Genomic DNA, 25,565 nt, shown 5'->3' with positions numbered 1-25,565 from the left:
TCCCTTTTGGAAAGCACAGAATGGGAATGGGCTGTTGGCAAGGGTGAGTATCGAGGCATCGCGTCTCCAGCGCGATTCTTTCTGCGACGGCGGATATGCCCGTTCTGGCAACGCCCTTCATGCCTGCACAAGCCGCGGTCGATCCATCGCCCTGGCGCCAGCATGACACGGCTAAAGGCATATTTCTGGCCCGCCGTGGGGCTGGCGGCAATCGTTTTTTCGGTGCGTGCGCTGGTCCATGAACTGCGTGGACTTTCACTGAACGAGTTCATTGTCAGTTTCCAAGCGATCTCGATCGGAAGCTGGTCGCTGGCCATAGGCTCGACCCTCGTCGCCTATGCGGCCCTTGCCGCCTATGACAAGCTGGCGCTCGACCATCTCGGCCACCGCATCTCGATCTGGTTCATCACGCTCTGCTCGTTCACGACCTATGCGCTGTCGCACAATCTCGGCGCCTCGGTGTTCTCCGGCGCCGTGGTGCGCTATCGCGCCTACCGTTCCAAGGGGCTGACGCCCGGCGAGATCGGCATTCTCGTCGCCTTCTGCTCCTTCACGTTCACCCTCGGCACGCTGATGCTGTCGGCAATCGTGCTGCTCGCCAAGCCGGACATCATCGAACGCTTTGCCGAGGTGCTGCCGATCGAGATGTCGCTGACGACGGGCGGCCTGCTCCTGACGTTTATCGGTCTTTACATCCTCGGGAGCCTGGTAGGGCTTCGGCCGCTGCGCACCCGATGGTTCCAGCTTCACTACCCGCGGCCGGCGATCGTGCTCCGGCAACTGGTGATCGCCCCGGTCGAACTGCTGGGCGCCGCCGGCATCATTTACTTCGCGCTGCCGGAAGCCGGCAATCCCGGCTATGTCGTCGTTCTCGGCATCTTCCTCGCCTCCTTCTCGGCGGCGCTGCTCTCCCACGCGCCGGGGGGGCTCGGCGTGCTCGAACTCGTCTTCATCGCCGCACTGCCCGAGATGGATCCGGCCGACGTGCTGGCGGCGCTGGCAATCTTTCGGCTGCTTTATCTTTTGATCCCGTTCGTCTTGGCGCTTGTCATCATCTTCGTCTTCGAGCATTCGCGCTTTCTGGAGCAGCGGGACGCGAAGGGTCGTAGCTGAGATCGCCGGATCGGGAGCCTTGCCCCTCATCCCGCTGCCGCGATCTTCTCCCTGCATGCGGGTCGAAGGGGTATGCCGCGCCGGCTTCCGTTCCCTCTCCCGTCATTACGGGTGAGCGGCAAATGCAAGCGCCCTCAAGGCGCGTTGCACTCTCCCGGAATCGCCTCGTCGATCGGTCCCTCTGCCGCCTCGAGGCGCGCCGTCTCGATCTGGTAGGGTGTGAACGGCGGGACCTGCGGCGAGGGATTGCTGATCCGTGCGACATAGCAGCCGGAGAAGAAGCGGATCTTGCCTTGCTGCTCGACCGACTTGATCGCCACCGGCACGGCCGAGTAGATGCTGCCGGCGGCACCCTCGGTCGTCACCTTTCCGATCCGGATGTCAACCGATTCGGTCTTGGCGTAACCATCGGCGAAGGCCTTGAACTCGCCGACCGGCTTCGAATCGCCGAAATAGGCATAGGCCCTGGCATATTCCTTGCGGTTGATGGCGTTATAGAGCGAGCGAACGAGCGCCGCCCCGTCGGAACGGTCGTCGACATAAGGGATGGATTCTTGCGCCCTGACCTCGGCGCTCAACGCCGCCAGGGCTGCTGCCAATAATGGCAGCATGATCGAACGAAGCCTCATCGTCTTCCTTTCGCAAGGATGAACATGGCCGGCCGAATCGCCGACCAAAGGCCCGTAGGATTGGTCATGATCACGACGATTTTGAGTTGACGCGACCGAACCGTCCTATGCCGGCGGCAGTCCCGCCTTGCGCCTTGCGACCACCCGCTCGCGCCAGACGGTGAAGATGCCGGCCGCCGCTACCAGCAGCGATCCGAGGATCATGTTCGCCGTCAGGGTCTCTCCGAAGATCGTCACACCCATGATCGAGGCGAAGACGAGCTGCAGATAGGTGAGCGGCTGCACCGCCACCGCATCGAGCAGGTCGTAGGCGCGGATGAGGAAATAGTGGCTCAGGCTGCCGGTGACGCAGAGGAGGATCATCCACACCCAGTCCGGACCGGACAGCGTCGCCCAGAAGAACGGGCCGACGAGGCTGATCGCCGCGGCGCCGACGACGCCGGTGTAGAAGAAGCTGGTCATCGCCGAATCCTCGCGGCTGACGAGCCGCGTCGTGATCGCATAGACCGCGAACATCAGCGCCCCGGCGAGCGGCAAGAGGAAATCGACGTCGAACGTTCCCTCTCCCGGCTTCAGGATCAAGAGTACGCCGACGAGGCCGGCCGTTATCGCCGACCAGCGGCGCCAGCCGACGCGCTCGCCGAGAAGCGGCATCGACAGCAAGGCGACGAAGATCGGCGTGGCCGCCAGGATTGCCTGCGAATGGGCAAGGCCCACGACCGTGAAGGCGGTGATCACCACGACGATCTGCGCCGGCAGCAGCACGCCGCGCGATATTTGCAGCAGCGGCCTCTTCGTCACCGCGGTGGCGCGGAGCCCTGCCGGCGACCGCCACGCCAGCGTGACGGCAAAGGCGGCAAAGGCCCAGTAGCGGATCATCGCCACGAAGACCGGCGGATAGTTGGAGCCGAGATGTTTGGAAAGCCCGTCCTGGATCGAGAAGATGACGATCGCCAGCAGCGCGAAGACGTAGCCGTTAGCCTTGGATCCCATGGGCTCGTCGATACACGCGTCCAGCAGCTTAAACCACGACTTTCTCGGGGCGCGCGCCACAGTCGCTGCGAGAAGCGGGTGCGTTGACAGAAAAAGACCCCGAGCCGGGAGGAGGTGGCGTCGGGGTCTTTCAAACTTGGCCGGTTCCTGGGAGGAGGAGTGAAACCGACCCGCATCGGGCGCCGCGGGAGGAGGTGCAGCGCTTCGATGAGGATGATCATAAGTCATTCCGGCTGATTTAATAGCGACAATGTTGCATCGCAGCATTGCAGTGAATGCAAGGCGGGCGAATCATCGGCCGCGTGACCGGCGTCTCGGCGCGCTGTTCCAGCCAGCCGCTCCCGGATACGCTCGCGATTGACTGTCATGGCCTCGGAGGTCGGATTCCAGTCATTGCACCATTCCGAGGGGAAACCGCTGAGCAGGTCTTCGGCCTCGCGATAGGTCGGCCGATAGCCACGCCGCTGCATTTCCGCGATCAGGCTCGCCTGCCGCTTGGCGAGGTAGGAAAGCCGGCTGTAGAAGAACCGGACATGGCCCTTGCCGAGCGTATAGGCGGGCGGATTTCGTGGATCGCCCGGGGTCTCGCCGCGCGCGATGGCCGCCCGCACGAGCGCAAAGACGCGCGGCAGTTCGCGATATTCGGCGAGCAGATGCGGGCCACTCAGTTCCGAAGGTGGAATGCAGTTTATTCTGGTCACTGGCGCCGATCCGTTTTCCTGGAACGCCGGGCCGCTGCCGGTCCTCGCATTCCATATCTAGTGTTATGCCTGTCGGGCACAAGGCCGCCGCAGCGGCCCTGCCAATGGCAGGAAGCGCGGCCGGCGCCGCCAAAGTTTTGAAGGCGTTGGGTTTTTCCCAGCGTCAATTCTTAACTCCCCCTTAAATTGCCGCATTTACAGTCGAGGGATCGGCATGGAGCGGAGCGGCAGGACCGGCGCCGCACGACAATCGCGCCGCCGGTGTCGCCTGGAGCGACGATCAACCGGTTCGGCTTCAGGGGACAATCCTTCCGGCATGGCGAGCAGAAACTCAGGGCAGCGGATCGAGCCTTCCTTCGGCGGCGACTACGATGACGACGACGATCTGCGGGTCGATGCGAGCGATCGCGTCAGCGGCAGCGGACGCAAGGCCACGCGTGCACGGCCGAGCGGCAAGGGCGGCCGCGAAACGCGCAGCCGGCGCAGCCGCGGCGGCGGGTCCGGCGGCGGCTTTTTCGCCCCGCTGCGGCGGCTTGCCTATTGGTGCGTCGTGCTCGGCATCTGGGGGGCGATCGGCGTCGGCGGGCTGGTGCTCTATTACGGCGCGCGCATGCCGAGCGCGACGAGCTGGTCGATCCCGGAACGGCCGCCGAACGTCAAGATCCTTGCCGTCAACGGCGACATCGTCGCCAATCGCGGCGCCACCGGCGGCGAGGCGCTGGCGCTCGAGGACATGTCGCCTTACATCCCGCAGGCGGTGATCGCCATCGAGGACCGCCGCTTCTATTCGCATTTCGGCGTCGACCCGCTCGGGCTGGCGCGCGCCATGCTGACCAATCTGACGAGCGGCCGCATGGTTCAAGGCGGCTCGACGCTGACGCAGCAGCTTGCCAAGAACCTGTTCCTCTCGCCGGAGCGGACGCTCGAGCGAAAGGTGCAGGAGGTGCTGCTCGCCTTCTGGCTGGAGCAGAAATACACCAAGGACCAGATCCTGGCGATGTATCTCAACCGCGTCTTCTTCGGCTCCAACGCCTATGGCGTCGAGGCAGCGTCGCGGCGCTACTTCAACAAGTCGGCGCGCGACGTCAATCTCGGCGAGGCGGCGGTGCTGGCCGGCCTCTTGAAGGCGCCGTCGCGGCTTTCGCCGGCGCGCGACCCTCAAGCCGCCGAAGCGCGCGCCCAGGTGGTGCTCGGCGCCATGCGCGAGGAAGGCTTCATCAGCGATGCCGAGATCAAGACGGCGATGTCGCAGACGCCGACCCGGGCGAAGAGCTTCTGGTCGGGCGCCGAGCATTATGTCGCCGACATGGTGATGGACCAGCTTCCCGGCATGATCGGCGAGATCAAGCAGGACCTGATCGTCGATACCACCATCGATCTGACGCTCGAGAAGAAGGCCGAGGAGGTGATCGCCGCCACCCTCGACGGGGAGGGCGGCAAGCTCAACGCCTCGCAGGCGGCACTCGTGTCGATCGACGGCACCGGCGCGATCCGGGCGCTGGTCGGTGGCCGGGACTATGCGGAGAGCCAGTTCGACCGGGCTTCCAAGGCCAAGCGCCAGCCGGGCTCGGCGTTCAAGCCCTTCGTCTATGCGGCGGCGCTCGAAATCGGCCGCAGCCCCATGTCGGTCAGGAACGACGCGCCGGTCAGGATCGGCAATTGGACGCCGGAGAACTACGACCAGAAATATCGCGGCGAGGTGACCCTTGCCGATGCGCTGGCCAATTCGCTGAACACCATCGCCGCCCAGCTCGTCATGGAGGTGGGACCGCCGAACGTCGTCAAGCTCGCGCATCGCCTCGGGATCGATTCCGAAATGCAGGCCAATGCATCGATCGCGCTTGGCACGTCCGAGATCACGCTCGTCGAGCTCACTTCCTCCTACGCACCCTTCATGAATGGCGGCTTCAAGGCGACCCCGCATGTCATCCGCCGCATCTCCACCGCCGACGGCACGGTGCTCTACGAAAACACCTATGACAACCCGCCGCGCGTGCTCGACCCGGCGATCGTCAGCGAGATGAACCGGATGATGGTGCGGGTGCTGACCGACGGCACCGGCAAGAAGGCGCGGCTGCCCGACTGGGAGGCGGCCGGCAAGACCGGCACGACGCAATCCTTCCGCGACGCGCTCTTCGTCGGCTATACGTCGAATTTCACCACCGGCGTCTGGTTCGGCAATGACGACGGCAAGTCGATGAAGAAGGTGACCGGCGGCGGGCTGCCGGCCAAGGCCTGGCACGATTTCATGGTCGCCGCCCATCAGGGACTTTCGCCTTCGCCGCTGTTCGGCACGACCGGTGTCCAGCCGGTCTTCGACGAGACCGGCCCCGTCGCCGGCGGCGAGGCCCTGCCTGACCGCTTTGGTGATCCCGCAGCCTTTCCGGAACGGCCAGCGACAATGGACGGTGCAGTCGCCGCCGATCAGTCCCGCCCGATGGAAGAGCCGGCGGGCGGCCCCATCCCGCCGGCAGGCGTCGGAGAGACGACCGGCGCGACCCGGCGTACCACGCTTTTCGAGCTCCTGACCGGGGGTTGAGCGCGGCGCACACCGCAAGGCCAGCCTGACGGATCGCTGGCGCACCTATCGCGCGCGCCGGTGCCCTGTTCAGGACCGCGGAGAGGCGGCTTGCTTTTGCCCCTGATCCGCCCGCAGAATGCCTTGCAGTCCGAAACGCCGGTCCTTATATACGCCGCATCGGCGCAGCCGCGGCTGCGATGAAATGCAAATGACCATCCCGTTAGGGGCTGTCCCATGAATGCCTGACCGGGTTCCGACAGTCCGCTGCAAGGAGAGAACGACATGGCTAAAGTTATTGGTATCGACCTCGGAACGACCAACTCCTGCGTCGCCGTGATGGACGGCAAGGACGCGAAGGTAATCGAAAACGCCGAAGGCGCACGCACAACCCCGTCTATGGTGGCTTTTTCCGACGACGGCGAACGTCTCGTCGGCCAGCCGGCCAAGCGCCAGGCGGTCACCAACCCCGAAAACACCCTTTTTGCGATCAAGCGCCTGATCGGCCGCACCTTCGAGGATCCGACCACCCAGAAGGACAAGGGGATGGTCCCCTACAAGATCGTCAAGGCCGACAATGGCGACGCCTGGGTCGAGGCGCACGGCAAGAGCTATTCCCCGTCGCAGATCTCCGCGATGATCCTTCAGAAGATGAAGGAAACCGCCGAATCCTATCTTGGCGAGAAGGTCGAGAAGGCCGTCATCACCGTCCCGGCCTATTTCAACGACGCCCAGCGCCAGGCCACCAAGGACGCCGGCAAGATCGCCGGCCTCGACGTGCTGCGCATCATCAACGAGCCGACCGCGGCAGCACTCGCCTACGGCCTCGACAAGAAGGAAGGCAAGACGATCGCCGTCTACGACCTCGGCGGCGGCACCTTCGATATTTCCGTGCTTGAAATCGGCGACGGCGTCTTCGAGGTGAAGTCCACCAACGGCGACACCTTCCTCGGCGGTGAAGACTTCGACATGCGTCTCGTCGAGTACCTGGCTGCCGAGTTCAAGAAGGAACAGGGCATCGACCTCAAGAACGACAAGCTCGCACTGCAGCGCCTCAAGGAAGCTGCCGAAAAGGCGAAGATCGAGCTGTCGTCCTCGCAGCAGACCGAGATCAACCTGCCGTTCATCACCGCCGATGCGTCCGGTCCGAAGCACCTGACGATGAAGCTGTCGCGCTCCAAGTTCGAGAGCCTGGTCGAGGACCTGATCCAGAAGACCATCGCGCCGTGCAAGGCGGCCCTCAAGGATGCCGGTGTGTCGGCTGCCGAGATCGACGAAGTCGTTCTCGTCGGCGGCATGACCCGCATGCCGAAGGTCCAGGAAACCGTGAAGCAGCTCTTCGGCAAGGAGCCGCACAAGGGCGTCAACCCGGATGAGGTGGTCGCCATGGGCGCTGCCATCCAGGCCGGCGTGCTGCAGGGCGACGTCAAGGACGTGCTGCTCCTCGACGTGACGCCGCTGTCGCTCGGCATCGAAACGCTCGGCGGCGTCTTCACCCGCCTGATCGAGCGCAACACGACGATCCCGACCAAGAAGAGCCAGGTCTTCTCGACCGCCGACGACAACCAGTCCGCCGTGACGATCCGCGTCTCGCAGGGCGAGCGTGAGATGGCGGCCGACAACAAGCTGCTCGGCCAGTTCGACCTCGTCGGCATTCCGCCGGCACCGCGCGGCATGCCGCAGATCGAAGTGACCTTCGACATCGACGCCAACGGCATCGTCCAGGTTTCGGCCAAGGACAAGGGCACCGGCAAGGAGCACCAGATCCGCATCCAGGCCTCGGGCGGCCTTTCCGACGCCGACATTGAGAAGATGGTCAAGGACGCCGAGGCCAATGCCGAGGCCGACAAGAAGCGCCGCGAAGCGGTCGAAGCCAAGAACCAGGCCGAAAGCCTGATCCATTCTTCCGAGAAGTCGCTGAAGGAATATGGCGACAAGGTTTCGGAGACGGATCGCAAGGCGATCAGCGACGCGATCGCGGCGCTGAAGACCGCCGTCGAAGCGTCCGAGCCGGACGCCGAGGACATCAAGGCGAAGACCAACACGCTCATGGAAGTCTCCATGAAGCTCGGCCAGGCGATCTATGAAGCCCAGCAGGCCGAAGCGGCGCACGCGGATGCGGCCGCCGACGCCAAGCGCGACGGCGACGATGTCGTCGATGCCGATTACGAGGAAGTCAAGGACGAGGACGACCGCAAGCGGTCGGCATAAGGTTCGCGTCCTCGGACGAACAGGGCCCGGGAGCGATCCCGGGCTTTTCTGTATACCGAGACCTCGCCGTGACATGAAAAGCCGGCCGATGAGGCGGGTAGGCGAAGGCATCACGAGGCGATAAGGACGGGAAATGGTGCGGGAACACCATTATTCCCGTCAAAAAACCACGCGGACGACGTTTGGGCTATGGTATCGCGCTTCAAGGTTTACTAAATCCTGTGGCAAGATAATCAGGGTCGGACCCTTCGCGCTGGCAAGCCTTGTCAACTGGACAACCGTTGAAGCATGAAACGTGATCTTTACGAAACGCTTGGCGTTCAAAAAAACGCGGACGAGAAGGAGCTGAAAAGCGCTTTCCGTAAACTGGCGATGAAATATCACCCGGACCGCAATCCCGGGGACCAGGAAGCGGAAAAATCCTTCAAGGAAATCAACGAGGCCTATGAGACGCTGAAGGACCCGCAGAAGCGGGCCGCCTACGACCGATACGGCCACGCCGCCTTCGAGCAGGGGGGCATGGGAGCCGGATTCGGCAATGGCTTTGCCGGCGGCGGCGCCGGCGGCTTCTCGGACATTTTCGAAGACATCTTCGGCGAGATGATGGGTGGCCGGCAGCGTCGCTCTTCAGGCGGCCGCGAACGCGGTGCCGATCTCCGCTACAATATGGAGATCACCCTCGAGGAGGCGTTTTCCGGCAAGACGGCGCAGATCCGCGTGCCGACTTCGGTCACCTGCGACGTCTGCACCGGTTCCGGTGCGAAGCCGGGCACCAGCCCGAAGACCTGCGCCACTTGTCAGGGCTCAGGCCGCATCCGCGCCGCCCAGGGCTTCTTCTCGATCGAACGCACCTGCCCGACCTGCGGCGGCCGCGGCCAGACGATCACCGATCCCTGCACGAAATGCCATGGCCAGGGCCGGGTCACCGAGGAGCGCACGCTGTCGGTCAACATTCCGACCGGCATCGAGGACGGCACCCGCATCCGCCTTTCCGGCGAGGGCGAAGCCGGCCTGCGCGGCGGCCCGTCCGGCGACCTCTATATTTTCCTGTCGGTCAAGCCGCATGAGTTCTACCAACGGGACGGGGCGGATCTCTACTGCAGCGTGCCGATCTCGATGACGACGGCCGCCCTCGGCGGCAAGTTCGACGTCACCACTCTCGACGGCACGAAATCGCGCGTCACCGTGCCGGAGGGAACCCAGGCCGGCAAGCAGTTCCGCCTGAAGGGCAAGGGCATGCCGGTGCTGCGCTCCAACCAGACGGGCGACCTTTATATCCAGATCCAGATCGAGACGCCGCAGAAGCTCACCAAGCGCCAGCGCGAATTGCTGCAGGAGTTCGAGCAGATCTCGTCGAAGGAAAATAATCCGCAATCGGCGGGCTTCTTCTCTCGCATGAAGGATTTCTTCGATACGCTGAGCGATTAGTTCGCCTCTCACATTTGCCCCTCTCCTCGGGTTTAACCCGGGGACTAGCCCTCTCCCGTCATGACGGGGAGAGGGGACTGGAGGGCGCGGTTTACCCCTTCTCCCCATCAAAATGGGAGAAGGTCGCGGCAGCGGGATGAGGGGCGCCACACACAACACACACCCACTCTCACATGGCAGCGGCAGGCCAGCCCAGCACCGCAGCCAATTGCCAGATACCAGAGATCACAAGCGCCGAACCGGCAATCCGCGACAGGATGCGCCCGGCCAGCAGCAGCTTTTCGGCCAGCACGAAGACAGCGATCGCGGCGATCCATAAGACATTCATGACGCCGCCGACGAACAGGAGGCCCATCAGCGCCCAGCAGCAGCCGACGCAATAGAGACCGTGGCGGAAGCCCAGCTTCACGGCGCCGCCCGGATCGCTTCGGAAGCCGCCGTGCCGCTGCAGGAAAACGATCGGCGCCTGGCATTGGGTCAGGCAGGCGTCCTTGAGCGGCGTCCATTGGTAAAGGCCCGCGACGACCAGCACAATGCCGCTGAAGAGACGACTGGCGCTTGCGAGCGCCGGGGTCAGCAGGATGCCTTCGATCAGCCATTGCCCGAGCGTAGCGACCAGCGCAAAGCCGGCCCAGGCGGCGAGATAGCCGCCGGTGAAGTAGCCAGCCGAAGCGAAAGGCTTGCCGTCGCGTAGGCTCTGCCGTCCGACACGGGCATAGAGAAGGATCATCGGCGACGCCGAAGGAAGCATCATGCCGACCATCATCACCACCCACATGGTCAAGGTGATGCCGGCCTCGACGGTGCCCCAGGGACGTGGCGATATCCCCAGCACCGAGTCGAGCGGACCGGCGCTCGTCCCGCCTCCCATGTCCATGTCCATATCCATGTCCATGCCGGGTTCCATGGGCATGGCTCCGTCGCCACCCGCCGCCGGCATCGGCATGCCGTCCATCCCGGCGGCCAGCCACAGGATGTAGATCCAGGCGATCGCTGCCAGAGCGGCGATCGCCGCCGCGACGATCGCCCGGTCGCGGCGCAACAGGGCTTCGAGCGTGGTGTCGGTCATGGTGTCAATGCACCACGCCGCGTTCGGTCATATGGATCCTGGCGAAATGGGCGTGCGAGTCCGCTAGCGAGAGCGGCAGGACACCGGTCGTGTCGGCCCAGCCCCGCCCCATCTCGCAGGTGTCGTACTCGAACCCGTTCGGCAGGTTGAGGCGGGCGCGATGCGAATCGCCGGTCACCGGATTGAGGATCGGCTCGCCGCGCGCCTCCATCCATCCCGGTACGCGGACGCGCGCCGTCCGCTTCTCGATGTCGACCTCGAAGTCGATCGGCGCGAAGACCGGATCGTGGAACGTCTCGAAGGTCGTCGAGAACACCTGGAAGAAGGTCGCACCGGGTTCGGTGTCCTGGCCGCTCATGATGCGCAGCAGCGCCTCGCGCTGGGCGTCCGAGGCGCGCTCGTCGACGATCGGCACGACTTCGCCCCTGCCCTCGTGGATGGCACCCGGCCAGGCGACGATCATCCCGCACCTCAGGCCGTCGAGTCGCGTATCGCCGTGATGGCCTTCCTCGATCTCGATCACCCCCACGGCGCTGCAATGCCCTTGCGTCGGCAGGGCATTGAACTGGCAGGGGCAGCCATAGGCGCAATTGCAATGAATGAATTCGCGGCCCTTGATCGTCCATTTGACGTCCGTCATCGTCCCCTCCAGAGACAATTCCTCAGGCTACGAATATATACACCCCGCCGGAAATACTGCCAATGTCGCGGCGGCCCCCGAGCGCCGACCATTTCGGGGCGAGTCGGTCAGTACCTGTGCTGGCGGCTGCGCGCGCTCTCTAGCCGACGAGGTCGACCGCGTAATAGGAGAGGGCCGAAATCAGCGCGGCGGCGGGCATTGTTATCACCCAGGCGACGACGATGTTTCCGGCAATCCCCCAGCGCACGGCCGAGACGCGCCGGGCCGACCCGACGCCGATGATGGCGCCGGTGATCGTGTGCGTTGTCGAGACCGGAATGCCGAGCCAGGTCGCTGCAAACAGCGTGATGGCGCCACCGGTCTCGGCACAGAAACCCTGCATCGGATTGAGCTTTGTGATCTTCGATCCCATGGTGTGGACGATCCTCCAGCCGCCGAACAGCGTACCGAGCGCGATCGCCGCCTGGCAGGTGATGACCACCCAAAAGGGCACATGGAATTCCGGCCCGAGATAGCCCTGCGAAAACAGGAGCACGGCGATGATGCCCATCGTCTTCTGGGCATCATTGCCGCCATGGCCGAGCGAATAGAGCGAGGCCGAAACGAATTGCAGGCCGCGGAACGTGCTGTCGACGGCAAACGGTGTCTGGCGCACGAACAGCCAGGAGACGATCAGCACCAGCAGGAGAGCGAGCACGAAGCCGATGCCGGGCGACATGACGATGGCGCCGGCGGTCTTCAGGAGGCCGGACCAGACGATGGAGCTGAAGCCGGCCTTTGCGAGGCCCGCGCCGACAAGGCCGCCGACGAGGGCATGCGAGGAACTCGACGGGATGCCGAAGACCCATGTCAGGATGTTCCAGGCGATGGCGCCGATCAATGCCGCAAAGATGACCTGCGGCGTAACGATGCCGGGATTGATGATCCCCTTCCCGAGCGTCTCGGCCACGTGCAGGCCGAAAAACAAAAAGGCGATGAAGTTGAAGAAAGCCGCCCACATGACGGCATATTGCGGCCGCAGCACCCGCGTCGACACGATCGTTGCGATCGAATTCGCCGCATCGTGCAATCCGTTCAGAAAGTCGAAGAACAGGGCGACTCCGATGAGGCCCACAAGCAGCGGGAAGGCGAGTGTGGCGTCCATCAGACGTTCTCGATCACGATGCCGCTGATCTCGTTGGCAACATCCTCGAAGCGGTCGACGACCTTCTCCAGCTCGCCAAAGATTTCGCTGCCGATGATATAGGCCATGGGATTGGTGCTGCCATGGCGCTTGAAGAGGTCCTTCAGGCCCTGCTCATGCAGCTCGTCGGAACGGCCTTCGACGCGGGTGACCTCTTCTGCGATCGTGCTCAGGCGATGCGCATTGACGCCGATCCGGTTGAGGAGCGGAATGGCCTCGGCGACAAGGTGGGCAGCCTCGACGACTGCGGCGCCCATCGCCTGCATGCCGGGATCGAAGCTCTGCTGCTCGTAGAGCCGGATGGTCTTCACCGTCTTGTGCATCATGTCGATCGCATCGTCCATCGACTGGATGAGATCCTTGATGTCGCCGCGGTCGAAGGGTGTGATGAAGCTGCGGCGCACAGCGAGCAGGACCTCCCGGGTGATCCCGTCGGCCTCGTCCTCGAGCTGGACGATGCGGTCGCAATGACGTTCGATGTCCGGTCCGCCGGCGAGCAACGCCTTCAGCGCCTCCGCCGCCTCCAAGACGGTGCGCGAGTGCTGCTCGAAGAGATCGAAGAACCGGTCTTCACGGGGGAGGAGCTTGCGAAACAGGCCGAGCATCAGCGATCCATACGTTGTCGATTGTCATGCCGCTGTCATATTGTACCTGCACGCCCGTGAAAAGTTCCGAAGCTGCGGAAAAACGGGGCTTTCCCACAGCGGTTTGGCGCAGGGCCCGGCCACGTGACCGGTCCACGCCTCGGGCGAGAGCCTTTCGGCTTGCCTCGGCCGGGCTTTCGTCCTACCTGACAGGCACGTCGAACGCGGACCCGCAATGCCCCATAAGGTCTATCTCAGCCGCCTGAAACTCAGTGATTTTCGCAACTACGCGGCGCTGTCGCTCGAGCTCGACCAGCGCCATGTGGTGCTGACCGGCGAGAACGGCGCGGGCAAGACCAACCTTATGGAGGCGATCTCCTTTCTCTCGCCGGGGCGGGGGCTGCGTCGCGCGGCTTATGCGGATGTCGCCCGGGTGGGCGCGGCGGACGGTTTTTCGGTTTTCGCGGCGGTCCAGGGCATGGACGGGCCGGTGGAGATCGGCACGGGCACGGCGGGTGCGGAGGAAGGGCAGTCGCGCCGCCTGAGGCTCAACGGCACGCCGGCCCGCACCGTCGACGAACTCACCGACCATCTGCGCGTGTTGTGGCTGACGCCGGCGATGGACGGGCTGTTCACCGGTCCATCCTCGGATCGGCGGCGGTTTCTCGACCGGCTGGTGCTGTCGCTCGATCCCGAGCATGGCCGGCGCGCCAGCGAGTTCGACCGAGCGATGCGCAGCCGCAACCGGCTGCTCTCGGAATTCCGGCCGGATCCCGCCTGGCTGACCGCGATCGAGCGCGAAATGGCAGGCTTGGGCGTCTCGATGGCGCTTGCGCGGCTGGAAATGCTTGGGCTTTTGACGGCACTTGTGGAACGCAGCCAAGGCGGCGGCAGCTTCCCGTCCGCCGGTCTTTCGCTTGCCGGCTTTCTCGACGATTGTCACGGCCTGCCCGCCTACGACCTCGAAGAACGCTATCTCTCGATGCTCAGCGACGGCCGCATCCGCGATGCGGCGGCGGGGCGAACGCTCGAAGGGCCTCACCGCAGCGATCTCCTGATTCGCCACCGGGAAAAGGACATGGAGGCGGAACGCTGCTCGACCGGCGAGCAGAAGGCGCTGCTCGTCGGGCTCGTGCTCGCCCATGCGCGGCTCGTCGGCGACCTGACCGGGCACGCGCCGGTGCTGCTGCTCGACGAGATCGCCGCCCATCTCGATCAGGGGCGGCGGGCGGCTCTCTTCGACCGCGTCGACGAGCTCGGCGGTCAGGCCTTCATGACCGGGACGGACCGGGCGATGTTCGAGGCGCTCGGCGGACGGGCCTGCCATCTGACGGTTGCAAACGGCCGCGTTTCGGAGTGACATCCGCCTGCTCCATGGCGTGCTTTAAAAAAAGGCGCCGACAGGCATCCACGGAGACGGACATGACCGCAGCAGCACTCGACTCATCGGAAATCGCCCGTTACGCGCGCCATATCGTGCTCCCTGAGATCGGCGGCGCCGGACAGCAGAAGCTGAAGGCCGCGCGCGTGCTGGTCATCGGCGCCGGCGGGCTCGGCGCCCCGGTGCTGCAATATCTCGCCGCGGCTGGCGTCGGCCGGCTCGGCATCGTCGACGATGACGCCGTGTCGCTGTCCAACCTGCAGCGCCAGGTCATCCACGCCACCGGCGATGTCGGCCGGCCGAAGGTCGAAAGCGCCGCCGCCGCAATTGCCAATCTCAACCCGCATGTGGAAGTCGCGCCGCACGCGTTGCGCCTCGCATCCGAAAATGCAGAGGCGATCTTCCAGCAATACGACCTCGTCGTCGACGGTTCGGACAATTTCGATACGCGCTACCTCGCGGCCGATGCGGCGGAGGCGGCGCGCCTTCCGCTCGTCACCGGCGCGGTCGGGCGGTTCGACGGTTCCGTCACCGTGTTGAAGCCTTACGAGGCGGATGCCGGCGGGCACCCCAATCCGTCTTATCGCGATCTCTTCCCGACGCCGCCTCCGCCGGGCGCGGTGCCGGCCTGCGCCGAAGCCGGCGTGGTCGGAGCGCTGACCGGCGTCATCGGCACGCTTCAGGCGATGGAAGCGATCAAGCTCATCACCGGCATCGGCGAGCCGCTTATCGGCCGGCTGCTGCTCTATGACGGCCTCGCCGCCACTTTCAACACGATCCGCTACCGGCGCGGCCGGGCTTGAGCGACGGAATGGAAACGCTCCGCCTCGACCCGGGCTTCGATCGCTACGAGGAGCTCCTGGCGCTGATCCTGAAATCCTTTGCCTCCATGGACGGGCGGATCGATCCGCCCTCCTCCGCCCATGCGCTGACGGTCGAGTCCCTGCGCCAAAAATCGAGGGACGAGGTCGGTTTCGTCGTCGCCAACGGCGCCGATCTTCTTGGCTGCGTGTTCTTGAAGCCCGAACCGGACTGCCTCTATATCGGCAAGCTCGCCATCGATCCCGGCCATCAGGGCAAAGGTCTCGGCCGACAGCTGCTTACCGCCGCGGAGGAGACCGCCCGAAGCCTCGGACTGCCGGCGCTGAGGCTCCAGACGCGGATCGAACTCACCGAAAATCACGCCACCTTCGCGGCCTGGGGCTTCGTTGAGACCGGCCGCTCCGCCCATCCGGGCTTCACCCGCCCGACATCGATCGAGATGCGGAAGATGCTGCGATAAGGGCGGCGTCCCGTATTGCCGCTCCCCACAACGATCCCCTTGTGGGGAGGCGTTGCGCGGCGGCTGCACCCGAAAACACCCGATAGCCGCCTCAATCCCGCCCCGGCAGCACCCGGTCCGGCGGGCGGTGGCCGTCGAAGAAGGTGCGGATGTTGATCACCACCTTGTCGCCCATGTCGATGCGGCCTTCGAGCGTCGCCGAGCTCATATGCGGCAAGAGAACGACCTTGCCCTCGCCGGCAAGCCGGATGAGCTTGGGATTGACGGCCGGTTCGTTCTCGAAGACATCGAGGCCGGCCCCTGCGATCTTGCCCTCCCGCAGGCTCTTGATCATCGCCGTCTCGTCGATCACGTCGCCGCGGGCGGTGTTGACGATGTAGCTGTCTGGGCGCATCAGCGCCAGCCGGCGCGCCGAGAGCAGATGATAGGTGGCGGGCGTCGACGGGCAATTGACCGAGACGATATCGACGCGGGCGAGCATCTGGTCGAGGCTGTCCCAATAGGTCGCCTCCAGCATCTCCTCGGTCTCCCGCTTGACGCGATGGCGGTTGTGATAGTGGATCGACAGCCCGAAGGCCTTGGCGCGGCGGGCGACCGCCGTGCCGATCCGCCCCATGCCGACGATGCCGATGCGCTTGCCGGCGATGCGCCGGCCGAGCATCCAGGTCGGCGACCAGCCGGCCCATTCGCCCTTGCGGTCGGTCAGCACCTGCGCGCCCTCGGCAAGCCGGCGCGGCACCGCTAGGATCAAGGCCATGGTCATGTCGGCGGTGTCTTCCGTCAGCACGTTCGGCGTGTTGGTGACGGTTATTCCCCGGCGGGCGGCGGCATCGACATCGATATTGTCGACGCCGTTCGAGAAGGCCGCGATGAGCTTCAGTTGCGGGCCCGCCTGCTCGATCAGCGCCGCATCGATCCGGTCCGTCAGCGTCGGAACCAGCACATCGACCCTCTTCACCGCAGCAACCAGCTCCGGCTGGCTGCGCGCCGTATCGTCGATGTTGAGTTCCGCGTCGAACAGCTCGCGCATGCGCGTTTCGACGACTTCCGGCAGTTTCCGGGTGATGTAGACGGTTGGCTTCTTCTTGCTTGTCATTCCTGCGAGCGGCCCTCGTTGACGGGTCCTTAACCAAGTTGGGTGATAGTTCTCCCCTATAGCCGCAATTTCTACCAGACCCGGTGGGGAAGACAATTGAAAGTCGCTGTCCGGGTAAAGGATTCGCGGCGCGCGCCCGGCGAGGCGCGTCTCTGGGTGCTTCTTCGGATCGGAACCGACCCGAGGTTTGGAATATGCGGCAATTCAACGTGCCACGGCGAGCCTTGTGCGCCTGAGAAGGCGAACGGCTCCGCTGAGACACCGCAAGGCTTCGCTTAGGATCGGAACATGGGCTTCGTCATGCGTCACTTCATTTCCAAAGCCTCTCTATTGCTGCTGGCCACGGTCCTCGCAACGGCCAGCATGAATTCCGCCGCCTTCGCCCAGGCGGCCAAGGGTCCGAGCGGTCTGCCGCTCCCCCGCTTCGTCAGCCTCAAGTCCAAGAGCGTCAATCTCAGGATCGGGCCGAGCCTCGACTACGCCGTCGCCTTCCGCTATCTGAAGAACGGCGTTCCCGTCGAGATCATCCAGGAATATGACAACTGGCGCCGCATCCGGGACGCCGACGGCACGGAAGGCTGGGTCAACCAGGCGCTGCTTTCCGGCGATCGCACCGCCGTTGCCGCACCGTGGATGCGCGGCAAGGGCGAAGGCGTCTTCGTCAATCTGCGACGCGACCCGCAGAGCACCGCACCGATCGTCGCCCGCATGCAGCCGGGCGTGCTTTTGCATATCGGCGAGTGCAATGGCGACTGGTGCCATGCCGAGACGCAAGGGGTGGAAGGCTGGATCGCCCAGAGCGAAATCTGGGGCGCCTATCCGGGCGAGGCCTTCAAGTAGCTGTCCAACCCTAGAGAAGAGCGGCTTCCCTTGCGGCACCGGCAAGCGAGACCATTGGGCGCGGGCCGATCTGGCCGATGACGATGCCGGCAGCCAGGTTGCCGAGCTTGCTGCAGTCTTCGAGCGATCTGCCGGTCGTGTAGCCGTAGAGGAAGCCGGCCGCATAGAGGTCGCCGGCGCCGGTCGTGTCGACCACCTGCGCGACGGCCGTCGCGCCGACCCGCACCCTTTCCTCGCCGCGAACGACGATCGAGCCTTCCTCGCTGAGGGTCACGGCGGCGAGCTTGCAGTCCCCGGCGAGCATTCGAAGCGCCTCATCGAAATCCTCCGTCTCGTAGAGCGCCAGCGCCTCCTGCTTGTTGGCGAAAACGATATCGACGGTGCCGGAACGCATCAGGTCGAGGAACTCGTCCCGATAGCGGTGCACGCAGAAGCTGTCCGACAGAGTCATCGCCGTTTCGCGCCCGTGCGCATGGGCAATTTTTGCCGCCTCGCGGATCGCGTCCTTGGCCCGCGGCGGGTCCCAGAGATAGCCCTCGAAATAGGTGACCGTCGATTGAGCGACGACGTCGGGCTCGACGTCTTCCGGACCGAGTTCGACACAGGCGCCGAGATAGGTGTTCATCGAGCGCTCGCCGTCCTTGGTGACGAAGATCATAGAGCGCGCGGTCGGCGGCAGGCTGTCGAGCGGCCTGGTTTGGAAATGCACCCCTTGTGCGCGGATGTCGTGGGTAAAGATCTGGCCGAGCTGGTCGCTGGCGATCTTGCCGAAATAGGCGGCGCGGCCGCCGAGGCTCGCCACACCCGCGGCGGTGTTGCCGGCGCTGCCGCCGGAGGCCTCGACAGCCGGGCCCATGCGCGAATAAAGGAGTTCCGCCCGCTCCGCATCGATGAGGTTCATCGCGCCCTTGATGATGCCGTTATGTACGAGAAAGCTGTCATCGCAGCGCGCAATGATATCGACGATCGCATTGCCGATCGTCAGTACATCGAATTTCGTCATGAGCTCCGTCCGGTTCCTGAATGGCCGGTGTTCGTTAATAGCGGTTTTCCGACCATTTGGAAGAGCCGTACCGCCTTTGAGGCGCGCGAGTAGCGCCGGAGCTCTAACAATGCTGCGAAAATGCCGCCATCACGCCGGCAGCGCCCTTTCATCATAGGCGTCTGCGAAGGCGGCGCTCGGCGGGATCGGCTTGATCACATCGATCATCACGCCGTTCGGATCGGCGGTGATGAAATGCCGCTGGCCGAAGTCTTCGTCACAGAGGGCCTTGAGAATGGGAAGCCCAGCGTCTCGCATCTCGGCATAGAGCCGGTCGGGATCCTCGACTTCGAAGTTCAAAAGCAGACCCTGAACCGGGGCGCGACGTTGCTCCGGAACGGTCTCGTGGCGGTAGTCGAGGACGGCAAGCGTGACATGTTCGTCCTCGCTCGACTGCAGATGCATGTACCAGTCGCTCTCGAAAAGCGCCTCGAAGCGAAAATGCTTCACGTAGAAATCGGCTGTAGCCCGCACATCGGCGGTCATGATCACCGGATAGTAGCTCGTGGTTTTCATGCTTTTCCTCCATCGATCATTATCATACAATCTGTATGTATCTCATTAACATACAGGCTGAATGTATGCAACAGGAAAGAAGCCGCCGGTCGAATCGCGAACGCTCGGACACGACCCGCGCCGCCATCATCGACGCGGCACACGCACTCTTCGTCGACAAGGGCTATGCCGACACGGCGACGCCGGAGATCGTCGCCGCGGCGGGGCTTACGCGCGGCGCGCTCTATCACCATTTCGAGGACAAGAAGTCGCTGTTTCGGGCGGTGATAGAAAGGGAGGCGCGCGAAGTCGCCGCAACGATCGAGCAGTTCGCTCCCGACGGCCTCGCGCCGCGCGAGGCGCTGCTCGCCGGGGCAGCCGCCTATTTCGACGCGATGGCGGTTCCCGGCCGGGTGCGCCTGCTGCTGCTCGACGGCCCGGCCGTCCTCGGCGTCACCGAGATGGCGGCGATCGACGCCGCGCATGGCGGCAGAACTCTCGAAGAAGGATTGAGCGCGGCCATGGCTCCCCACCGCCTCGAGGAGAAGGCGGTCAAGGCGATGGCCTTCCTCTTGTCCGCCGCCTTCGACCGGGCAGCGCTCGAGATCGATGCCGGTGCGGCGCGGGCCGACTATGCCTATGCGATCGACAGGCTGATCGATCGCTTGATCGACCCATGAAGAGCTGGGTCGTCAGCCGGCGACCGGAAGGACCTGTGGCGGCAATTCGACAAGCGGCGCCGGAATGTCGCAACTCTTTTCGGGCGACTTGCAGATGTCGGCGATGATGCAGCGCTCGCATTCCGGCCGGCGCGCCTTGCACACATAGCGGCCGTGCAGGATGAGCCAATGGTGGGCGTGGTAGAGATATGTCTCCGGGATGACCCGCATCAGATTGGCCTCAACGTCGTCCGGCGTCTTGCCGGGTGCGAGGCGAATGCGGTTGGCGATGCGGAAGAGATGCGTGTCGACGGCAATGGTCGATTGGCCGAAGGCCATCTGCAGCACCACATTGGCGGTCTTGCGGCCGACGCCCGGCAGCGTCATGAGCTCCTCGCGCGTCTTCGGCACCTCGCCGCCGAAATCGGCGATCAGCTTTTGGCTGAGCGCGATGACATTCTTTGCCTTGTTGCGGTAAAGGCCAATAGTCTTGATATAGTCGCGCAGTTTGTCTTCGCCGAGCGCCATCATCTTTTCGGGCGTGTCGGCGACGACAAAGAGCGGCCGCGTCGCCTTGTTGACGCCGGCATCCGTCGCCTGCGCCGAAAGCGCCACCGCCACCAGCAGCGTGAAGGCGTTGACATGTTCGAGCTCGCCCTTCGGCTCCGGCCGCTGGACCGAGAAGCGGCGAAAGATTTCCTCGATCTCCGCCTTGCTATAGACACTGCGCTGCCGCGTGGATCGGCGGGCAGCCGTTGCCGCGCGCGGTTTCGCGGGTCCCGGCGACAATTTGCGTTTCACGTTTTTCATGCTGCATCTATAGTCATTGGTTATGACCGAAGGCAACGCCGAGACACACATCAACGACGCGCCGATCTTTTCGGCGGAACTCACCCCCTACCGCTCGCTCGGCCTCAAAGGGTTCAAGATCCTGCTGATGATCGCGGCTGCGATGAGCGCCGTGCATGTCCTGGTGTTCCTGGTCATCGGCGCCTGGCCGATCGTGTTCTTCTTCGGCCTCGATTTCGTGCTGCTCTTCGGCGCCTTTTGGCTCAACTACCATTCGGCGCGCGCCCGCGAGGAGGTCAGCGTCTCGCGCACCGACGTGTCGGTGAGGAAGTTCGCGCCATCGGGAAACATGATCGAGCATCGCTTCAACCCCTTCTGGGCGCGCTTCAGCATCAAGCGCCACCAGGAGATCGGCATCGTCTCGATGAGGATCAGCGGCGACGGCCGGCAGACGGACGTCGGTTCGTTTCTCAACCGCGACGATCGCGAAACCTTCGCCGTCGCCTTCTCCCGGGCGCTCGCCACGGCGCGGTCGAGATGAATCAAGAATCGGGTGGTTATCCGGTCTCCGGCATGGTTTCCTGCGGCATGACAGGAGATGATCCATGAACGTCGTCACAACCATTCCCATCGACATCACCCCGGACGGCACCGATTACGACACGGTGCGCCACGTCATCGAGATGCTGACCGAGGATTACCGCGACCAGCCGTCGCTGGAAACGATCGCCCGCCGCCTCAGCCAGTCGCCGACGCAGCTCCAGAAGGTCTTTACCCGGTGGGCCGGTCTTTCGCCAAAGGCCTTCCTGCAAGCGGTGACGCTCGACCATGCCAAGCGCCTTCTGCGCCAGGAGGAGATGCCGCTGCTCGAGACCAGCATCGAGGTCGGGCTCTCCGGCCCCGGCCGGCTGCACGATCTCTTCGTCACCCATGAGGCGATGTCGCCCGGCGAGTGGAAGGCGCGCGGCGCGGGGCTGACGATCCGCTACGGCTTCCACCCTTCCCCTTTCGGCACGGCGCTGGTGATGGTGACCGAGCGCGGCCTCGCAGGCCTTGCCTTTGCCGACGCCGGCGAGGAGCGGGCGAGCTTCGAGGACATGGCCCGGCGCTGGCCGAACGCCAATTACTTCGAGGACAGCGCGGCAACGGCACGCTATGCCGCCCGCATCTTCAACCCGGAGCGCTGGTGCGCCGACGAGCCGCTCAACATCGTGCTGATCGGCTCGGACTTTCAGATCCGGGTCTGGCAGGCGCTGTTGAACATTCCGCTCGGCAAGGCGACGACCTATTCGAAGATCGCCGGCGAAATCGGCCAACCGACCGCGTCGCGCGCCGTCGGAGCGGCCGTCGGCCGCAACCCGATCTCCTTTGTCGTGCCCTGCCACCGGGCGCTCGGCAAGGGCGGCGAACTCACCGGCTATCATTGGGGGCTGACGCGAAAGCGGGCGATCCTCGGCTGGGAAGCGGGAAAGGCATGAAACAAAATGGGGCGCCGCGGCGCCCCTTTTGCTTCGATCGAGGATGTGGGCGCTCAATGCGCGGCCGACATGTCGCCGAGCACTTCCTTGGAGGCGACGGTGGAATCCGCCTTCAGCTTGTAGACCATCGGCACGCCGGTCGCGAGGTTGAGGTTCAGGACCTGTTCCTTGGTCAGGCGATCGAGCACCATGACGAGCGAGCGCAGCGAGTTGCCGTGGGCGGCGACCAGCACCTTCTCGCCGGCGAGCACGCGCGGCAGGATTTCGGTCAGGTAGTACGGCCAGACGCGGGCGCCGGTGTCGCGCAGGCTTTCGCCGCCGGGCGGCGGCACGTCATAGGAGCGGCGCCAGATATGCACCTGCTCCTCGCCCCATTTGGCGCGGGCATCGTCCTTGTTAAGGCCGGAGAGATCGCCGTAGTCGCGCTCGTTGAGCGCCTGGTCGCGGATCGTTTCCAGCGACGACTGGCCGACGGCGTCGAGCACCATCTGGCAGGTGCGCTGGGCGCGGACGAGATCGGAGGTGAAGGCGATGTCGAACTTGATGCCGTATTCGGCGAGCGCCTTGCCGCCTGCCTTTGCTTCCTCGACGCCAAGCTCGGTCAGGTCCGGATCGCGCCAGCCGGTGAAAAGGTTCTTCAGGTTCCATTCGCTCTGGCCGTGCCGGACGAGGACGAGAGTGCCGCTCATTTCGATTTCCCTTCAGCAGTTTGACGTGTCAGTTGAGCCCGAGAACATCGAGCATGGAGTAGAAGCCGGGCTTCTGGCTGCGCGCCCAAAGAGCCGCCGTGACGGCGCCACGCGCGAAAATCGAGCGGTCCGTGGCGCTGTGCGACAGCGTCACCAGTTCACCTTCGCCCGCAAGAATCACGGAATGCTCGCCGATGACCGAGCCGCCGCGCAGGGTCGCAAAGCCGATCGTACCTTGCGCGCGGGGGCCGGTATGGCCGTCGCGCACACGGACGGAATGGTCCGCAAGATCGATGCCGCGTCCCTTCGCCGCTGCCTCACCGATGAGGAGCGCCGTGCCCGAAGGCGCGTCGACCTTGTGCTTGTGGTGCATCTCGACAATCTCGATGTCCCAATCGGCAGGGCCTAGCGCGCGCGCCGCCTTCTCCGTGAGCACGCCCAGGAGATTGACGCCGAGGCTCATATTGCCCGACTTGACGATGCGTGCATGGCGGGCGGCCGCGCGGATCTTCGCCTCGTCGTCTGCGGAGCATCCGGTCGTGCCAACGATATGAACGATGCGCGCCTGTGCCGCGAGGCCGGCGAATTCGACGCTAGCCGCCGGCGCGGTGAAATCGAGCACTCCCTCCGCCTCGACAAAGGCTTCGAGCGGCTTGTCGGTGACGGGGACGCCGATCGGTCCGAGGCCGGCAAGCTCGCCGGCGTCCCGGCCGATGAAAGGCGAATTCGAGCGCTCGATCGCGGCATGCAGCCGCACGCCGGCCGTCTCGTGAACGATCCGGATCAGCGTCTGGCCCATTCGACCGGCCGCGCCGACCACCACGAGCTTCATGTCCGTTTCGCTCATCGCCAGATTTCCTCGTATCTACAGGATTTTCGCTTCGTCAGGCAGGTCCGCGCCGTTGCCCTGGAGGTTGTGGAGGCGAGCGTAGAGACCGTCCGGCCGCCGCGCAAGCTCCTCATGCGATCCCTCCTCGACGACCTTGCCGTCCTTCATCACGACGATCTTGTCGGCATTGACGACGGTCGAGAGCCGGTGGGCGATGACGATCACGGTACGCCCGCTCATCGCCTGATCGAGCGCCTTCTGCACGGCGGCCTCGGATTCGGTGTCGAGCGCCGAGGTGGCCTCGTCGAGAAGCAGGATGGGCGCGTTGCGCACCAGCGCCCGGGCGATCGACAGGCGCTGCCGCTGGCCGCCGGAGAGCGTCACGCCATGCTCGCCGACCGGCGTGTCGTAGCCCTGCGGCTGCGCCAGAATGAAATCGTGCGCATAGGCAAGCCGTGCGGCCTCCTCGACTTCCTGATCCGTGGCATCGGGACGGCCGTAACGGATATTGTCGCGGATCGAGCCTTCGAAAAGATACGGCTGCTGCGAGACATAGGCGAGGCCGTTGCGCAGCGACTGCTTGGTAACGCCGGCGATGTTCTGGCCGTCGATCAGGATCTCGCCCGACTGCGGATCGTAGAAGCGCGGAATGAGGCTGATGATGGTCGACTTGCCGGCACCGGAGGGTCCGACGAGCGCCGTCGTCTTACCGCCCTCGGCGCGGAAGCTCACACCCTTAAGGATCTCGTCGCCATTGGCATAGGAAAAGCGGACATCGCGCAGTTCGACGGTCGCCCCACCGAGCTTGAGCTCGGTCGCATCGGGGCGATCGCGCTGATGCGGTATCGTGTCGAGGATCTCGTAGATCATGCGGGCATTTACGGCGGCGCGCTCCATCGACACCTGCAGCCGCGCGAGGCGGCGGGCCGGATCATAGGCCATCAAGAGCGCCGTGACGAAGGCGAAGAAAGCACCCGGGGGCACGTTGCCGTAGATCGTCCGGAAGGCGGCATAGGCAAGCACGCTGGAGATGGCGAGGCCCGCGAAGGTTTCGGTCATCGGCGCCGTGCGTTCGCTCAGGCGTGCGATGCGGTTGGCGCGGTTCTCGGCCCGATCGATGATCGTCTCGACCTTGCGGCGGAGCTCGTTCTCCATCGTGAAGGCCTTGATGATGGTGATGCCCTGGATCGTTTCCTGCATCGCCCCGAGAACCCGGCTGTTGACCTCGATGGCCTCGCGTGTCGCCAGACGCAGACGTCTGGATATGTAGCGCAGGCCGAGAAACAGCGGCGGCGCGACGAAGAAGACGATCAGCGACAGCAGCCAGTCCTTGCTGAACATGACGCCGATCAGGCCGATCAGAGTCAGGAAGTCCCGGGCGATCGACGTGACCGTCATGTTGAGCACGTCACGTATGCCACTGACGTTCTGGCTGATCTTCGCCGCAAGCTGCGCCGAGCGATGCTCGTGAAAATAGCCGACGCTGAGCGCCATGATGTGGGAGTAAAGCCGGCGCTGATAGCGCGCCACGATGTTGTTGCCGATCTTCGACAGCGCGACGGCTTGACCGTAGGTCGCCAGGCCGCGCAGGACGAAGGCGGCGAAAATGGCCGCGCAGATCACCAGGACGATATCCGCCCGCCTGTTGGCGAAGGCCTCGTTGACAACCGTTTCCATGATCCAGGCGGTGAAACCGGTCGTTGCCGCGACGACGATCAGGCAGGAAATGGCGAAGGCATAGCCCCGGATGTGGTCGCAACCGTTCTCAGCGATGACGCGCCGCAGAATTCCGGTGATCGTCTCGGAATCCATCGCGCGCTGTTTTCTGTTCGTGGCGTTCAAGAAGCCCGTTTTCCCTGGCCTGCTGTGGCACGTCGGCGCCACGTGTCGGGGGTCTATAGTGGTTTGAAGCTGCT

The 25,565-nt window shown here is 64.5% G+C and carries 25 protein-coding genes; 11 read left to right on the top strand and 14 right to left on the bottom strand.

All coding sequences use genetic code 11. The features are described from left to right. The first annotated feature begins 162 nt into the window (after positions 1–162). Positions 163–1,113 carry a lysylphosphatidylglycerol synthase transmembrane domain-containing protein gene (locus NXT3_RS00825; RefSeq protein ID WP_037422550.1) on the top strand — a complete coding sequence of 317 codons (951 nt, stop codon included), beginning with the start codon at positions 163–165 and terminating at the stop codon, positions 1,111–1,113. Between the two features lie 134 nt (positions 1,114–1,247). Here NXT3_RS00825 and NXT3_RS00820 read toward each other — a convergent pair whose 3' ends face one another. From NXT3_RS00820 to NXT3_RS00810, 3 genes are all read right to left on the bottom strand, one after another. Beyond that, complete coding sequence (locus NXT3_RS00820; protein WP_104839906.1) at positions 1,248–1,742, bottom strand: hypothetical protein; 495 nt, start codon at positions 1,740–1,742, stop codon at positions 1,248–1,250. A gap of 105 nt (positions 1,743–1,847) precedes the next feature. Continuing rightward, complete coding sequence (locus NXT3_RS00815) at positions 1,848–2,735, bottom strand: DMT family transporter (RefSeq protein ID WP_104838652.1); 888 nt, start codon at positions 2,733–2,735, stop codon at positions 1,848–1,850. A gap of 224 nt (positions 2,736–2,959) precedes the next feature. Continuing rightward, entirely contained in the window at positions 2,960–3,436 is a 477-nt protein-coding gene (locus NXT3_RS00810) for a pyrimidine dimer DNA glycosylase/endonuclease V (RefSeq protein WP_097525423.1), read from the bottom strand. Positions 3,437–3,752: 316 nt separating this feature from the next. On the opposite strand from NXT3_RS00810, the gene NXT3_RS00805 reads away from it, so the two are divergent. The 3 genes from NXT3_RS00805 (at position 3,753) to dnaJ (ending at position 9,593) form a co-directional block, all read left to right on the top strand. Beyond that, positions 3,753–5,975, top strand: coding sequence for a transglycosylase domain-containing protein (locus NXT3_RS00805; protein ID WP_104838651.1), 2,223 nt, complete (start codon positions 3,753–3,755; stop codon positions 5,973–5,975). 264 nt (positions 5,976–6,239) lie between these two features. Next, complete coding sequence (gene dnaK, locus NXT3_RS00800; protein WP_064241760.1) at positions 6,240–8,165, top strand: molecular chaperone DnaK; 1,926 nt, start codon at positions 6,240–6,242, stop codon at positions 8,163–8,165. A 288-nt stretch (positions 8,166–8,453) separates the two neighbouring features. After that, positions 8,454–9,593: a molecular chaperone DnaJ gene (dnaJ, locus tag NXT3_RS00795; RefSeq protein ID WP_037422559.1), complete on the top strand. Its 1,140-nt coding sequence runs from the start codon at positions 8,454–8,456 to the stop codon at positions 9,591–9,593. Positions 9,594–9,762: 169 nt separating this feature from the next. Here the strand turns inward: dnaJ and NXT3_RS00790 are convergent, their stop codons facing one another. From NXT3_RS00790 to NXT3_RS00775, 4 genes are all read right to left on the bottom strand, one after another. Then, entirely contained in the window at positions 9,763–10,662 is a 900-nt protein-coding gene (locus tag NXT3_RS00790) for a DUF2182 domain-containing protein (RefSeq protein ID WP_104838650.1), read from the bottom strand. 4 nt (positions 10,663–10,666) lie between these two features. Continuing rightward, positions 10,667–11,302 carry a DUF1326 domain-containing protein gene (locus NXT3_RS00785; RefSeq protein WP_037422565.1) on the bottom strand — a complete coding sequence of 212 codons (636 nt, stop codon included), beginning with the start codon at positions 11,300–11,302 and terminating at the stop codon, positions 10,667–10,669. Positions 11,303–11,441: 139 nt separating this feature from the next. Beyond that, complete coding sequence (locus tag NXT3_RS00780; RefSeq protein WP_037422568.1) at positions 11,442–12,446, bottom strand: inorganic phosphate transporter; 1,005 nt, start codon at positions 12,444–12,446, stop codon at positions 11,442–11,444. Continuing rightward, positions 12,446–13,090, bottom strand: coding sequence for a DUF47 domain-containing protein (locus NXT3_RS00775; RefSeq protein ID WP_037422571.1), 645 nt, complete (start codon positions 13,088–13,090; stop codon positions 12,446–12,448). The genes NXT3_RS00780 and NXT3_RS00775 overlap by 1 nt, the downstream gene beginning before the upstream one ends. 214 nt (positions 13,091–13,304) lie before the next feature. Here NXT3_RS00775 and recF point away from each other — a divergent pair, with 214 nt between their 5' ends. The 3 genes from recF to NXT3_RS00760 all read left to right on the top strand — a co-directional run bounded on the left by recF (position 13,305) and on the right by NXT3_RS00760 (position 15,732). Further along, positions 13,305–14,429 (top strand): DNA replication/repair protein RecF, encoded by a 1,125-nt coding sequence (recF, locus tag NXT3_RS00770; RefSeq protein ID WP_104838649.1) that lies wholly within the window; start codon positions 13,305–13,307, stop codon positions 14,427–14,429. A gap of 62 nt (positions 14,430–14,491) precedes the next feature. Further along, complete coding sequence (gene moeB / locus NXT3_RS00765) at positions 14,492–15,253, top strand: molybdopterin-synthase adenylyltransferase MoeB (protein WP_104838648.1); 762 nt, start codon at positions 14,492–14,494, stop codon at positions 15,251–15,253. Positions 15,254–15,261: 8 nt separating this feature from the next. Further along, positions 15,262–15,732, top strand: a complete 471-nt coding sequence (locus NXT3_RS00760) for a GNAT family N-acetyltransferase (RefSeq protein ID WP_097537630.1) — start codon at positions 15,262–15,264, stop codon at positions 15,730–15,732. A 91-nt stretch (positions 15,733–15,823) separates the two neighbouring features. Here the strand turns inward: NXT3_RS00760 and NXT3_RS00755 are convergent, their stop codons facing one another. Continuing rightward, positions 15,824–16,828: a 2-hydroxyacid dehydrogenase gene (locus tag NXT3_RS00755; RefSeq protein ID WP_104838647.1), complete on the bottom strand. Its 1,005-nt coding sequence runs from the start codon at positions 16,826–16,828 to the stop codon at positions 15,824–15,826. Positions 16,829–17,116: 288 nt separating this feature from the next. Between NXT3_RS00755 and NXT3_RS00750 the strand changes: the two genes are divergently transcribed. Further along, on the top strand, positions 17,117–17,668 hold the full coding sequence (locus NXT3_RS00750; RefSeq protein WP_086022776.1) for an SH3 domain-containing protein: 552 nt from the start codon (positions 17,117–17,119) through the stop codon (positions 17,666–17,668). A 10-nt stretch (positions 17,669–17,678) separates the two neighbouring features. Here the strand turns inward: NXT3_RS00750 and NXT3_RS00745 are convergent, their stop codons facing one another. Next, positions 17,679–18,671 carry an adenosine kinase gene (locus tag NXT3_RS00745; protein WP_104838646.1) on the bottom strand — a complete coding sequence of 331 codons (993 nt, stop codon included), beginning with the start codon at positions 18,669–18,671 and terminating at the stop codon, positions 17,679–17,681. A 129-nt stretch (positions 18,672–18,800) separates the two neighbouring features. Then, positions 18,801–19,226, bottom strand: coding sequence for a VOC family protein (locus tag NXT3_RS00740; protein ID WP_097525416.1), 426 nt, complete (start codon positions 19,224–19,226; stop codon positions 18,801–18,803). Between the two features lie 65 nt (positions 19,227–19,291). On the opposite strand from NXT3_RS00740, the gene NXT3_RS00735 reads away from it, so the two are divergent. Beyond that, positions 19,292–19,885: a TetR/AcrR family transcriptional regulator gene (locus tag NXT3_RS00735; protein WP_097525415.1), complete on the top strand. Its 594-nt coding sequence runs from the start codon at positions 19,292–19,294 to the stop codon at positions 19,883–19,885. Positions 19,886–19,897: 12 nt separating this feature from the next. Here the strand turns inward: NXT3_RS00735 and nth are convergent, their stop codons facing one another. After that, positions 19,898–20,674 (bottom strand): endonuclease III, encoded by a 777-nt coding sequence (gene nth / locus NXT3_RS00730; RefSeq protein ID WP_104838645.1) that lies wholly within the window; start codon positions 20,672–20,674, stop codon positions 19,898–19,900. A 22-nt stretch (positions 20,675–20,696) separates the two neighbouring features. Here nth and NXT3_RS00725 point away from each other — a divergent pair, with 22 nt between their 5' ends. Together NXT3_RS00725 and NXT3_RS00720 are read left to right on the top strand one after the other, a co-directional pair. Then, positions 20,697–21,194: a DUF2244 domain-containing protein gene (locus NXT3_RS00725; protein WP_104838644.1), complete on the top strand. Its 498-nt coding sequence runs from the start codon at positions 20,697–20,699 to the stop codon at positions 21,192–21,194. A 64-nt stretch (positions 21,195–21,258) separates the two neighbouring features. After that, on the top strand, positions 21,259–22,131 hold the full coding sequence (locus NXT3_RS00720; RefSeq protein ID WP_097525413.1) for a methylated-DNA--[protein]-cysteine S-methyltransferase: 873 nt from the start codon (positions 21,259–21,261) through the stop codon (positions 22,129–22,131). A 53-nt stretch (positions 22,132–22,184) separates the two neighbouring features. Here the strand turns inward: NXT3_RS00720 and NXT3_RS00715 are convergent, their stop codons facing one another. The 3 genes from NXT3_RS00715 to NXT3_RS00705 are packed head-to-tail and all read right to left on the bottom strand — an operon-like array spanning position 22,185 to position 25,491. After that, positions 22,185–22,820, bottom strand: a complete 636-nt coding sequence (locus tag NXT3_RS00715; RefSeq protein ID WP_037422635.1) for a 2,3-bisphosphoglycerate-dependent phosphoglycerate mutase — start codon at positions 22,818–22,820, stop codon at positions 22,185–22,187. 28 nt (positions 22,821–22,848) lie between these two features. Continuing rightward, on the bottom strand, positions 22,849–23,667 hold the full coding sequence (gene dapB / locus NXT3_RS00710; RefSeq protein ID WP_037422638.1) for a 4-hydroxy-tetrahydrodipicolinate reductase: 819 nt from the start codon (positions 23,665–23,667) through the stop codon (positions 22,849–22,851). A gap of 18 nt (positions 23,668–23,685) precedes the next feature. Continuing rightward, the gene (locus NXT3_RS00705) at positions 23,686–25,491 is read right to left on the bottom strand and encodes an ABC transporter ATP-binding protein (protein ID WP_104838643.1); all 1,806 of its coding nucleotides are present in this window, start codon (positions 25,489–25,491) and stop codon (positions 23,686–23,688) included. Positions 25,492–25,565: the final 74 nt, after the last annotated feature.

It is taken from the genome of Sinorhizobium fredii, assembly GCF_002944405.1.
GTDB classification, from domain to species: Bacteria; Pseudomonadota; Alphaproteobacteria; order Rhizobiales; family Rhizobiaceae; genus Sinorhizobium; species Sinorhizobium fredii_C.
This window is presented reverse-complemented; position numbering and strand designations above follow the sequence as displayed.

Coding starts and splice junctions, on each gene's coding strand:
- NXT3_RS00825 (WP_037422550.1), top strand. CDS start 163: ATGACACGGCTAAAGGCATATTTCTGGCCCGCCGTGGGGCTGGCGGCA.
- NXT3_RS00820 (WP_104839906.1), bottom strand. CDS start 1,742: ATGAGGCTTCGTTCGATCATGCTGCCATTATTGGCAGCAGCCCTGGCG.
- NXT3_RS00815 (WP_104838652.1), bottom strand. CDS start 2,735: ATGGGATCCAAGGCTAACGGCTACGTCTTCGCGCTGCTGGCGATCGTC.
- NXT3_RS00805 (WP_104838651.1), top strand. CDS start 3,753: ATGGCGAGCAGAAACTCAGGGCAGCGGATCGAGCCTTCCTTCGGCGGC.
- dnaK (WP_064241760.1), top strand. CDS start 6,240: ATGGCTAAAGTTATTGGTATCGACCTCGGAACGACCAACTCCTGCGTC.
- dnaJ (WP_037422559.1), top strand. CDS start 8,454: ATGAAACGTGATCTTTACGAAACGCTTGGCGTTCAAAAAAACGCGGAC.
- NXT3_RS00790 (WP_104838650.1), bottom strand. CDS start 10,662: ATGACCGACACCACGCTCGAAGCCCTGTTGCGCCGCGACCGGGCGATC.
- NXT3_RS00785 (WP_037422565.1), bottom strand. CDS start 11,302: ATGACGGACGTCAAATGGACGATCAAGGGCCGCGAATTCATTCATTGC.
- NXT3_RS00780 (WP_037422568.1), bottom strand. CDS start 12,446: ATGGACGCCACACTCGCCTTCCCGCTGCTTGTGGGCCTCATCGGAGTC.
- NXT3_RS00775 (WP_037422571.1), bottom strand. CDS start 13,090: ATGCTCGGCCTGTTTCGCAAGCTCCTCCCCCGTGAAGACCGGTTCTTC.
- recF (WP_104838649.1), top strand. CDS start 13,305: ATGCCCCATAAGGTCTATCTCAGCCGCCTGAAACTCAGTGATTTTCGC.
- moeB (WP_104838648.1), top strand. CDS start 14,492: ATGACCGCAGCAGCACTCGACTCATCGGAAATCGCCCGTTACGCGCGC.
- NXT3_RS00760 (WP_097537630.1), top strand. CDS start 15,262: ATGGAAACGCTCCGCCTCGACCCGGGCTTCGATCGCTACGAGGAGCTC.
- NXT3_RS00755 (WP_104838647.1), bottom strand. CDS start 16,828: ATGACAAGCAAGAAGAAGCCAACCGTCTACATCACCCGGAAACTGCCG.
- NXT3_RS00750 (WP_086022776.1), top strand. CDS start 17,117: ATGGGCTTCGTCATGCGTCACTTCATTTCCAAAGCCTCTCTATTGCTG.
- NXT3_RS00745 (WP_104838646.1), bottom strand. CDS start 18,671: ATGACGAAATTCGATGTACTGACGATCGGCAATGCGATCGTCGATATC.
- NXT3_RS00740 (WP_097525416.1), bottom strand. CDS start 19,226: ATGAAAACCACGAGCTACTATCCGGTGATCATGACCGCCGATGTGCGG.
- NXT3_RS00735 (WP_097525415.1), top strand. CDS start 19,292: ATGCAACAGGAAAGAAGCCGCCGGTCGAATCGCGAACGCTCGGACACG.
- nth (WP_104838645.1), bottom strand. CDS start 20,674: ATGAAAAACGTGAAACGCAAATTGTCGCCGGGACCCGCGAAACCGCGC.
- NXT3_RS00725 (WP_104838644.1), top strand. CDS start 20,697: ATGACCGAAGGCAACGCCGAGACACACATCAACGACGCGCCGATCTTT.
- NXT3_RS00720 (WP_097525413.1), top strand. CDS start 21,259: ATGAACGTCGTCACAACCATTCCCATCGACATCACCCCGGACGGCACC.
- NXT3_RS00715 (WP_037422635.1), bottom strand. CDS start 22,820: ATGAGCGGCACTCTCGTCCTCGTCCGGCACGGCCAGAGCGAATGGAAC.
- dapB (WP_037422638.1), bottom strand. CDS start 23,667: ATGAGCGAAACGGACATGAAGCTCGTGGTGGTCGGCGCGGCCGGTCGA.